At 64.3% G+C, this 9,519-nt stretch carries 16 protein-coding genes; 15 read left to right on the top strand and 1 reads right to left on the bottom strand.

The annotated features are described in order from the left end of the window. The 11 genes from BM075_RS24955 to BM075_RS04320 are packed head-to-tail and all read left to right on the top strand — an operon-like array spanning nucleotide 1 to nucleotide 5,266. Complete coding sequence (locus BM075_RS24955; RefSeq protein ID WP_264465426.1) at nucleotides 1–129, top strand: hypothetical protein; 129 nt, start codon at nucleotides 1–3, stop codon at nucleotides 127–129. Continuing rightward, nucleotides 126–611 (top strand): c-type cytochrome, encoded by a 486-nt coding sequence (locus tag BM075_RS04365; RefSeq protein ID WP_093359464.1) that lies wholly within the window; start codon nucleotides 126–128, stop codon nucleotides 609–611. Before BM075_RS24955 ends, BM075_RS04365 begins: the two co-directional genes overlap by 4 nt. After that, entirely contained in the window at nucleotides 608–1,186 is a 579-nt protein-coding gene (locus BM075_RS04360) for a DsbE family thiol:disulfide interchange protein (protein ID WP_177208247.1), read from the top strand. Before BM075_RS04365 ends, BM075_RS04360 begins: the two co-directional genes overlap by 4 nt. Then, entirely contained in the window at nucleotides 1,183–1,647 is a 465-nt protein-coding gene (locus BM075_RS04355) for a TlpA disulfide reductase family protein (protein WP_093359463.1), read from the top strand. The genes BM075_RS04360 and BM075_RS04355 overlap by 4 nt, the downstream gene beginning before the upstream one ends. A gap of 60 nt (nucleotides 1,648–1,707) precedes the next feature. Next, on the top strand, nucleotides 1,708–1,983 hold the full coding sequence (locus tag BM075_RS04350) for a hypothetical protein (protein ID WP_245758738.1): 276 nt from the start codon (nucleotides 1,708–1,710) through the stop codon (nucleotides 1,981–1,983). A gap of 25 nt (nucleotides 1,984–2,008) precedes the next feature. Beyond that, nucleotides 2,009–2,296, top strand: a complete 288-nt coding sequence (locus BM075_RS04345; RefSeq protein ID WP_093359462.1) for a hypothetical protein — start codon at nucleotides 2,009–2,011, stop codon at nucleotides 2,294–2,296. A gap of 49 nt (nucleotides 2,297–2,345) precedes the next feature. Beyond that, nucleotides 2,346–3,002: an SCO family protein gene (locus BM075_RS04340; RefSeq protein ID WP_093359461.1), complete on the top strand. Its 657-nt coding sequence runs from the start codon at nucleotides 2,346–2,348 to the stop codon at nucleotides 3,000–3,002. After that, complete coding sequence (locus tag BM075_RS04335) at nucleotides 2,999–3,442, top strand: copper chaperone PCu(A)C (protein ID WP_093359460.1); 444 nt, start codon at nucleotides 2,999–3,001, stop codon at nucleotides 3,440–3,442. Before BM075_RS04340 ends, BM075_RS04335 begins: the two co-directional genes overlap by 4 nt. Beyond that, a complete protein-coding gene (locus BM075_RS04330) occupies nucleotides 3,439–4,050 on the top strand; it encodes a hypothetical protein (protein ID WP_093359459.1) in 612 nt (203 codons plus the stop codon). Before BM075_RS04335 ends, BM075_RS04330 begins: the two co-directional genes overlap by 4 nt. After that, the gene (locus BM075_RS04325; RefSeq protein ID WP_093359458.1) at nucleotides 4,047–4,538 is read left to right on the top strand and encodes a hypothetical protein; all 492 of its coding nucleotides are present in this window, start codon (nucleotides 4,047–4,049) and stop codon (nucleotides 4,536–4,538) included. The genes BM075_RS04330 and BM075_RS04325 overlap by 4 nt, the downstream gene beginning before the upstream one ends. Then, nucleotides 4,538–5,266 carry a cytochrome c biogenesis CcdA family protein gene (locus BM075_RS04320; RefSeq protein ID WP_093359953.1) on the top strand — a complete coding sequence of 243 codons (729 nt, stop codon included), beginning with the start codon at nucleotides 4,538–4,540 and terminating at the stop codon, nucleotides 5,264–5,266. The genes BM075_RS04325 and BM075_RS04320 overlap by 1 nt, the downstream gene beginning before the upstream one ends. A gap of 28 nt (nucleotides 5,267–5,294) precedes the next feature. Here the strand turns inward: BM075_RS04320 and BM075_RS04315 are convergent, their stop codons facing one another. Further along, on the bottom strand, nucleotides 5,295–5,642 hold the full coding sequence (locus BM075_RS04315; protein ID WP_022699194.1) for an ArsR/SmtB family transcription factor: 348 nt from the start codon (nucleotides 5,640–5,642) through the stop codon (nucleotides 5,295–5,297). A gap of 48 nt (nucleotides 5,643–5,690) precedes the next feature. On the opposite strand from BM075_RS04315, the gene BM075_RS04310 reads away from it, so the two are divergent. The 4 genes from BM075_RS04310 (at nucleotide 5,691) to BM075_RS04295 (ending at nucleotide 9,418) form a co-directional block, all read left to right on the top strand. Further along, the gene (locus BM075_RS04310; protein WP_093359457.1) at nucleotides 5,691–6,563 is read left to right on the top strand and encodes a cation efflux transmembrane domain-containing protein; all 873 of its coding nucleotides are present in this window, start codon (nucleotides 5,691–5,693) and stop codon (nucleotides 6,561–6,563) included. Continuing rightward, nucleotides 6,560–7,036: a signal peptidase II gene (lspA, locus tag BM075_RS04305; RefSeq protein ID WP_093359456.1), complete on the top strand. Its 477-nt coding sequence runs from the start codon at nucleotides 6,560–6,562 to the stop codon at nucleotides 7,034–7,036. The genes BM075_RS04310 and lspA overlap by 4 nt, the downstream gene beginning before the upstream one ends. 124 nt (nucleotides 7,037–7,160) lie before the next feature. Beyond that, complete coding sequence (locus BM075_RS04300; RefSeq protein ID WP_093359455.1) at nucleotides 7,161–8,414, top strand: cytochrome P450; 1,254 nt, start codon at nucleotides 7,161–7,163, stop codon at nucleotides 8,412–8,414. Continuing rightward, nucleotides 8,411–9,418, top strand: coding sequence for a sodium:calcium antiporter (locus tag BM075_RS04295; RefSeq protein WP_093359454.1), 1,008 nt, complete (start codon nucleotides 8,411–8,413; stop codon nucleotides 9,416–9,418). The genes BM075_RS04300 and BM075_RS04295 overlap by 4 nt, the downstream gene beginning before the upstream one ends. Nucleotides 9,419–9,519: the final 101 nt, after the last annotated feature.

Genomic DNA, 9,519 nt, shown 5'->3' with positions numbered 1-9,519 from the left:
ATGGGAATGATGAACGGGCCAATGATGGGCGCGATGATGATCGGTGGCGGGCTGGTGCTGCTTCTGGTCGTCGTAGTCCTCGTCCTCAGCCTCGTGGCGCTGGTGCAATACCTGCGAGGGCCGCGATGAAGCGCAAAGCGACCGTCCTTTTCGGCGCCGCTGTTGCGGGCCTGGCGGCCATCGCCGCGCTTGCGCAACAGCAGGGTGGCGAGGCGCACATGGACGGCGTGACCTTCCTCGGCGAGCCCGTGACGGCGGACGAACTCGCCCTTGGGCAGGACCTCTATGCTGCGAACTGCGCGTCGTGCCACGGCGCCGATCTCGAGGGTCAACCCGACTGGAAGCGCCGGCTCGACAGCGGCCGCATGCCGGCTCCGCCGCACGACGAGACCGGGCATACCTGGCACCATGCCGACCGGCAGCTCTTCACCATCACGAAGCTCGGGGTCGGCGGCGTCGTGCCGGGCTACGAGAGCGACATGCCCGCCTTCGAGGGCGTGCTGACGGACGCGGAGATCCGGGCGGTGCTCGCTTTCATCAAGAGCACATGGCCGGACCGCCAGCGTGCCTTTCAGGCGGACGTCACCGCAAACGACGAGGGCGGATCATGAGCGAGGATGTCGAGCAAGAGCCTCGACGCCGGGGGAGCCGGCTGGTTCTGCTTTTGCCGCTGGCGGTGTTCGGCGTGCTGGCCGCGGCCTTCTACTGGGGCCTCTGGAACAACGACGAGCGATTGCCCTCGACGCTGATCGGAAAGCAGGTCCCGGAGTTCGCGCTCTCGCCAATCGAAGGGCGGCAGGATGGCCTGTCCTCGGCTGACCTGCAGGGCCGGGTTTCCCTCGTCAATGTGTGGGCATCGTGGTGCGTTCCCTGCCGCACGGAGAACCCGCTTCTCGTGGAACTGGCCGAAGCAGGCACCGTCCCGATCTACGGGATCAACTACAAGGACGATCCCGAAGAGGCGCTGGCCTTTCTCGAAGAGCTCGGCGATCCCTTCACGCGCATCGGAGCGGACAGATCGGGACGCGTAGCCATCGACTGGGGCGTCTACGGACTGCCGGAGACCTTCGTGATCGATGCCGAAGGACGCATCGCCTACAAGCACGTCGGCCCCTTCGACAGGCGCGTGTTTGAGAACGACATCCTGCCGGTCGTGCGCCGGTTGCAGTCGGAGCGCGGCTCATGAGGCGTCGCGAACTCCTCGCTGGAATGATGGCCCTCGCGGCGACTCCCGCGGCCGCACGGCCAACGATGCCCCTGCATGGAGCTCCGCGCGATCTCCTGTCGCCGCCTTTCGTGGACGGAGACGGGCACGAGCTGACGCTTGCTGACTTCGAAGGGCGCGTCGTGCTCCTGAACATCTGGGCCACCTGGTGCGCACCCTGCCGCGAGGAGATGCCGACGCTCGACGCGCTTCAAGCACGCCTTGGGGGGCCGGACTTCCACGTCGTGCCGCTATCGATCGATCGGGCGGGACTCGAGCCCGTGCGCCGCTTCTACGAAGAGATAGGCGTTCGTCACCTCGACATGTACTTCGCCGAGAACATTCGCGCGATGCTTGCCTTCGCCGTGGTGGGGCTGCCGACGACGATCCTGATCGACCGCGCGGGGCACGAGCGCGGTCGCCTTGCCGGCCCGGCCCAATGAGACAGCCCTGAAGCCGTCGCCCAAATCCAGTCCCTCATCGACGAAAGGAGCCAATAGGCCATGACCGAGACGACAACCATGCCGGCAACGCGACGGGCCGTCCCGCTGCGACTGCCGCTAGGCCGTCGAGGCCTGATGCTCGCCGCGATGGCGCTGATCGGCGCAGGTATCGCCTTCAACTGGGGCTGGCTCACCGCCGTGGGTGCGGCGCCGCTGATCCTGAGCCTCGCACCTTGCGCCGTGATGTGCGGGCTGGGGCTCTGCATGATGGGCGGCTCGAAATCTTGCACGAGCAAGAGCAATCCGGCCGGAGAGCCGGACCCGACGAAGAACTGAACCCAAAACCCTGAAGGAGACGACAATGAATACCACACGCAAGCTCGGCTTTGCCGCGACCGCTCTGGCGGCGCTCCTGACCACGGCCGCCCTCGCTCAGGAGGCCGGGGACCAGCCATCGGGTCAGACGATGCAGAACCAGGACGGCATGCCCGGAAACATGATGGGCGGGAATATGTCCGGTATGGAGGGCATGATGCCGATGATGGAGATGATGCAGAAAATGGGACCGATGATGGAGGCCTGCACCGAGATGATGCAGGCCAAGACCGACCAGATGCAGGCCCCGGAAGCCGAGCCGCAGGACGGCTGACACCACTCCGCCCGGGTTCCGGCCCGGGCGGACCATCCCGAGTTGGACAATGATTTCAAAACCCACCACGCAAACTCTCCGGCACGTCCGGCTGGCGCTCTGGGCCGGCGCGGCTGCTCTCCTGCTCCTGGCAGGCGGCGCGCTGACGGTGCGCACGTACATGGCGCCGCCAGCACCCCGAGCGACTTCTGTCGGAGAAGCGGACATCCGCTCGGAGTTCGCGCTGATGGAACATACCGGCCGTGCCGTGACGGAGGCCGACTTCGCCGGAAGATGGCAGCTTGTATTCTTCGGCTTCACCCACTGCCCGGACATTTGCCCGACGACGCTGGCCTACATGGCAAGCGTGCTTGATCTGCTTGGCCCTCAGGCAGACCGTGTGGCGCAGCTCTTCATCACCGTCGATCCGGTGCGCGACACGGTTCCGGTGATGGCCGAATACGTCTCCGCCTTCCATCCCCGCCTTGTCGGCCTGACCGGGACCGAGGCGCAGGTGGCCGAGGCGGCGCAAGCCTTCCGAACCTGGTACGAGCGGGTCGAGGAGAAGACCGCGCCCGACGGCTACATGATGGCGCATGCCGGCCACATCTACTTGATGGATCCAGACGGGCGGTTCGAGGCTGTCTTTCAGGAACGCGACCAGCCGCCTGAAGCCGTCGCCGAGGAAATCCTCATGCAGATCGCAAAGGAAGAACAGCAGGAATGAAGTTGCTCACCGCATCCCTCCTTACCTTCGCCTGGCCGCTGGCAGCGCAGGCCGAGATCATTGTCACCGACCCTTGGGCCCGCGCCAGCGTTCTCGCCTCGCGGCCAAGCGCCGCGTACCTCACCTTGACCAGCGATGCGCCCGATCGGTTGCTCGAAGTGACGAGCCCGGTGGCCGGACACGTGATGCTCCACGGAGTCGCGACCGATTCTGCGGGCGTCACCCGCATGGTGCACATCGAAGAACTGGACGTTTCTCCCGGTACACCAGTGACGCTTGCCCCAGGCGACTCGCACCTGATGCTGATGGACCTTTCGCGGAAGCTCGAGGAGGGGGAGAGCTTCCCCATGACGCTGGTCTTCGAAGGCACAGGCGATGTGACGGTGGACGTTCCGGTCCTCGGCCCCGGTGCGATGGGCCCCACGGAGGAACGGCCATGAAATCAGTAATCTTCCTCGTGGTGCTGCTTTTTGCCGGGCCGGCCCTGGCCAACCATCCAGAAGACCGGCTCGACGAAGCCGTGGCGGAGAAGGAGCCTGCTTTCGAAGCCACGGATGTCCGGCGTCCGCCGGAACTCGACGTCGTGGATGGTTCCGGCGAACCGTTCGATCTCGGCGGTCTCTCGGATCAGATCGTGGTCCTGAGCTTCGTGCCCGAAGGCTGCGGGGATCCCTGCGCCGCGCAGCAGGCGCTGCTCGCTCGGGTCCGGGAGGCGGTGAACGTCACACCGATGCGCGACATGGTTTCGTTCGTTGCGGTTACCGAGGGCGGCGACGGCGGCGAGAAGCCGGCCGCGTCAAACCTCATCACCGTAGACCCGTCCAACGGCGCCACAGCCGCTTCCCTGGCGACACGCTTTGCCGAGCTTTCCTCGCGCGAAGAGATCAGCCCCGAGGCCCATGTTCTCGACCGCGGCGGGCGTCACGCCGGCATCTTCCACGGTGAGGAGTTCGGCTATGTGAACATGGTCCTCTACATCAATGGCTTGAGCAACGTCCGCCCGCCCGAGCCGGGTCTTCTGGATCGTGTCCTGGGGCTGGTCAGATGACGAGCGCGGCCACTCACGGAGCATCCGCACCAGACTGGCTCCTGGTTCTCCGGAGATACGTGCTGTTCTCGGCCGTCGCACATCTGGTCTGGGAGATCGGCCACATCCCCTTATACACCATCTGGCTGGAGGGAACCTGGGGCGAGATCGCCTTCGCGATCGTGCATTGCACGGGTGGGGACATTCTCATCGCAATGAGCACGATGCTCTTGTCGCTCTTCCTGGTTGGGGATGCGACGTGGCCTTTTGAACGGGTACGCCGGGTTCTGGTCGTGGCTGTGGCGTTCGGCGTCGCCTACACGGTCTTCAGCGAATGGCTGAACATCGTCGTTCGAGCGGCCTGGGCCTATCGGGAGATCATGCCGGTCGTTCCGATCCTCGACGCGGGTCTCACGCCGCTGTTGCAGTGGGTGATCGTTCCCACCTTCGCCTACCTTGCGGCCCTGCGGCTCCCGCGAGGCGCTCTCGGACTGCGGCCGGGCGCATGATGGTCGACCTTTCCCTCCTTGGGGTTTCGGCAGCACTGCTGGCGGGCGCGATCTCCTTCTTGTCGCCTTGCGTCCTGCCGCTCGTTCCCGGCTACGTCTCCTACGTCGCCGGGCGAACGGTCTCCGGCAAGAAGGCGCCGTCGAGGAGGCAGGCGGTGTGGCTCAGCCTCTGCTTTGTCCTCGGCTTCTCCACGATCTTTATTGCACTCGGCGCCTCCGCCACGGCGCTCGGTCAGGCGCTGCTGCGCTGGCGCTACGAGCTCAACATCATCGGTGGTGGGATTGTGATCCTGTTTGGATTGTTCATGATCGGAGCTGCGCGCTTCTCGGCCATGGAACGGGATATGCGCTTCCATCTCGACCTCCCGGGCGGGAAACCGGTCTCCTCTTACGTCCTCGGGCTTGCCTTCGGGTTCGGCTGGACGCCGTGCATTGGTCCGATCCTAGGCGCCATTCTCACGGCCAGCGCAGCCAGTTCAACCGTCGCCGACGGGATCACTCTGCTCTCGTTCTATTCGGCGGGTCTCGGCATCCCATTTCTCATTGTTGCGGGCTTCACCGACGCCATTGCCGGCAAGCTGCGGGGCATTGGTCGTTGGGGTCGCCGCCTGAATCAGGCTGCGGGAGGCGTCATGATCCTGATGGGGCTGGCCATGGTGACTGGTCGGCTAAGTGCACTGGCCTACTGGCTCCTGGACGCCTTCCCGGTCCTTGCGCGGATCGGCTGAACGAGCGGGCAGCATATGTACTTGCGGGCTAGTAGTTCTGGCAATTCTCAACCCCAGTCGCCACGCCGGTCAGTACTTCGTCCAGGAGCTCAAGCAGCTGGGAAATCCGCGGGTCAGTCAAGCGGTAATGGACGTGACGTCCCCGTTGCTCTCCCACCGCCAGACCGCATTCGCTCAGGCAGCGTAGGTGGTTCGACGCGTTGGGTTGCGAGAGACCTGTCGCTCTGACGATCTCCCCCACCGACAGAGGACCGTCCCTCAGCGCCTGAAGAATTGCCAGTCGGGAGGAATCGGCGAAGCCCCTAAGAAGCTTGGCCCGCTTCAGGCAGACCTCGGAGTCTTCCCTATCCCCGGATTGGATTTCTACACTAGACATATCAGCCCTCAGTGATACCTTATTCGTGCCAATGATAGGAAGAGTCTAATGAGCAGCCCAGACCTGATCCACAATGCCGAAGAGATGGCCCGGTATCGCGTCACAGGGATGGACTGCCCCTCCTGCGCCGCAAAGATCGAGAAAGCGGTTCGATCGGTCGGCGTGGAGGCAGTGAAGGTCTCGACCGCAACGCAGGTCATGACGCTGCATGTGTCCGATCCGGGCGTGCAGCTGCCGGAAGTGGAGCGCGCCGTTGCGGGGATCGGCTACCGGCTGGACCGTCTGGACGGCCTCAATGTCGATCACGAAGGCGACCTCGACGATCTCCCGAAGGACTTGAGCCACATCACGCCAGCCTACAGGCGAGCACTGTGGATCGTCATTCTGCTGAATGTCGGCTACGGCGTCATCGAGATGGTCGGCGGGTTCATCTCCGGCTCGCAGGCGCTGAAAGCCGATGCGCTCGATTTCCTCGGTGACGGCCTGATCACGTTCCTCGGGGTGCTCGCGATCGGATGGAGTCTGGTCTGGCGCGCCCGTTCCGCCATGATCCAAGGCCTTTTTCTTGGCGCGCTCGGTCTCGGGGTCCTCGCCAACACGGCCTACCGCGTGCTGGTGCAGCAGCAGCCCGAAGCCGGGCTGATGGGTCTCTTCGCCGTGATCGCACTCGTCGTCAACGTGGTCGCGGTTCTTCCGCTTCTGCCGCACAGGACCGGGGACGCCAATGTGCGGGCGGTCTGGCTGTTCTCACGCAACGACGCCATAGGAAATGCGGCGGTCGTCGTGGCGGCGGGTCTGGTCGCCTGGACGGGGACAGCCTGGCCCGATCTCGTTGTCGCGGCCATCATAGCCGGACTGTTCCTGCATTCGTCATCGTCGATCATCCGGGATGCGAGAGCCGACCTGCGGGAGGTTGCATGAACGTCCGCGGGGTTGGCATAGCCTGCGCTGTAGCGGCGTTCGCTCTGGACCAGGGCAGCAAGGCCTTCGCCCTTCGCTCGCCGGCCTTGGCGAACGGCCTTGAGTTGCTCCCCGTTCTGAACCTTGTCCTCGTGGAAAACCGCGGTGTCAGTTTCGGGATGCTCAGCGGGATCGTGCCCTGGTGGGCTCTGGTTCTGCTCGCTTTCGCGATAGTGGCGTGGCTTTCCGTCTGGCTGTGGCGAGCGCAAGGCCGGGTGGTCAGCGCAGCGCTTGGGCTGATCATCGGCGGCGCTCTGGGCAATGTGGCTGACCGGATGCGCTTTCAAGCGGTCACCGACTTTCTCGATTTCCATCTGGGGGCCTACCATTGGCCGGCCTTCAACCTTGCTGACGTGGCGGTGGTCTGTGGCGCCACGCTGCTCATATTGGACAGCTTTCGCGCGAAGGACGAGAGAAGACGTGCGGAGGCTTGAGAGCGAGCAAACCGCCGCAAGCAAAGGCCGGCCCTGCAACGGAGGCACCAGTGGCGAACCGTGCGGAACAGTCCCTCAGAGGCGACCACCTCCGGCCCCTCCCGACAGGTTTGGAGAATAGCCGATGCCTCGCATCCCGCGCGACCGAAATCCCGATAGCACGATCGCTCTGCTCCTGGACCCCTACGGGTTTGTCTCGAAAAGGTGCCGACGCTACCGGTCCGATCTCTTCCTCGCGCGAATCCTGCTCCGCAAGACGATCTGCATGACCGGGCCGGAGGCGGCCGAACTGTTCTATCGGCAGGACCTGTTCGTCCGGCGGGGCGCTACGCCGGGCCGGATCCAGAAGACCCTCTTCGGACGTGGCGGCGTTCAGGGGATGGACGGCGAAGCGCACCGACACCGCAAGCAGATGTTCATGTCGCTCATGGCGCCCGAGCGGATCGACCATTTGCGAGAGCTGGTCGACGGCCTGTGGCACGTCTACGCTCGGAAATGGGCAGCGATGGACCGGGTCGTCCTTTATGATGAGGTGCAAGAGCTCCTGACGAAAGCCGTTTGCGCATGGGCCGGCGTTCCACTGCCCGAACCGGAGGTGAGTCGGCGCACCGCACAGCTGACGGCGCTGTTCGACGACGCGGGGGCGATCGGACCGAGGCACTGGTGGTCGCGCCTGTCCCGCAAGGGCTCGGAGCGGTGGATTGAGGACATCATAGAGCAGATTCGTGCCGGCCGCCTGAACCCACCGGAAGACAGCGCGGCGCGTGTGATCGCCACATGGCGGGACCTGGACGGTGCGCTATTAAGTCCACGCGTCGCCGCGGTGGAACTGCTGAACATCTTGCGGCCGACCGTCGCCGTCTCCGTATTCATCACATTCGCCGCGCACGCTCTGCATCGTTTTCCGGCCTGTCGCCAGGAGCTTCGGACCGACGATGAGAGTTTGGAGTTCTTCGTGCAGGAGGTTCGGCGTTTCTATCCGTTCTTTCCCGCGGTGCTGGCGCGCGCAAGGCGTGATCTCGAATGGAACGGATATCGGTTTCCGCGGGGACGGCGCGTGATGCTGGACCTCTACGGCACCAATCGCGATCCGCGAGCCTGGGATGCGCCGGAGGAGTTCCGGCCGGAGCGCTTTCGGGATTGGGATGGCAGTCCCTTCAATTTCATTCCGCAGGGAGGCGGCGACCACGCCCTCAACCATCGCTGCCCCGGCGAGTGGATCACGATTGAGCTTATGAAAGTCTCCTGCGGGTTTCTCGCGGCAACTGTCGATTACGACGTGCCGGATCAGGATCTGCAGATCGATACAGCGAGATTGCCGGCCATACCGAAGAGCCGGTTCATGATGAGTAATGTCAGACCTCGGAGTGAGTCGTGATTGCTGTCTGGGCCGGAGTTCTTCTTGCTGCCGTATGGCTGGCGCATTGGGGGGCGGAACACCTGGCCGACCCACTAAAGAAGCTGCGGCGGCAGTGGGGCTTCTCCGTCGCCGCTGGAGGCTCGTTTATCGGACTTGCCACCGCAAGCCCGGAGATCGGCATCAACGTCACGAGCGCCATCCGCGGAGTTGCCGATATTGGACTGGGAGCCATGCTGGGCGCCAACATCATAGTTGTGCCAATTCTCGTGGTCACCGCCTATCTCGCCACCCGTAAGAAGGAACTCGGCAACGAGCACGGCGATCACGAACGAGATCTGCGCGAGCACTTCCTGCCCGTGGACCCCGGCGCGATCACGGTGCAGGCGCTGCCTTATCTCGGCATTCTGGCCTTGGTCGCACTGCTCACGCTTCCGGCGCCGTGGCGGGGCCTTCAGCCGGTTGACGGCTGGATTCTGCTTCTAGCCTATCTGGCTTACCTCGCGCAGGCGCTTTTGCGCGGTCGCGAGGAGGGGCAGGGAGTCGAATGGACCCGGCGCGAACAATGGTTCGCGGGCGGCGGCGTGGCCGCGCTTGCGGTCGGGGCTTATTTCATCGTCTTCTCGACCGAGCAGATCGTGAGCGCCCTTGGTATTCAGAAGATCGTCGGCGGCTTGTTCATCACTGCGCCCGTGGCGGCGCTGCCGGAGGTTTTCGCCACATGGAGCCTTGCCCGCAAGGGACAGATCACGGCGGCGGTGACCGACGTTATAGGCGACATGGCGGCGACAATGACCATCGCCTTCATCCCGCTCACGATCATCGCAATGCCGATCGGTAATCTGCATTTGTACTGGGTAAGCCTGGCCTTCGTGGCGATTATGCCTGCGCTCTATGCGGCGCTTCTCTGGTGGGGCGGGCGCGAAACCGGCTTCCGGCGGTGGCAGGTGCTGGTCTTCCCGGTCGTCTATGCCGTTTACGTGGTCCTGGTCGTCTTTTGGGTGCGCCCCTTCGGCTCCGGTTGACTTGCGAAGATCGGGGCAAAGTCTGCCAGAGATGGAGTGGATGCCGCTCTCCCCTGACGGCATCGCGATGTACCAAACCTCTAGTGTCAAAGCACTAGCTG

This window comes from Tropicimonas isoalkanivorans, assembly GCF_900112335.1.
In the GTDB taxonomy this organism is placed as follows: domain Bacteria; phylum Pseudomonadota; class Alphaproteobacteria; order Rhodobacterales; family Rhodobacteraceae; genus Tropicimonas; species Tropicimonas isoalkanivorans.
This window is presented reverse-complemented; position numbering and strand designations above follow the sequence as displayed.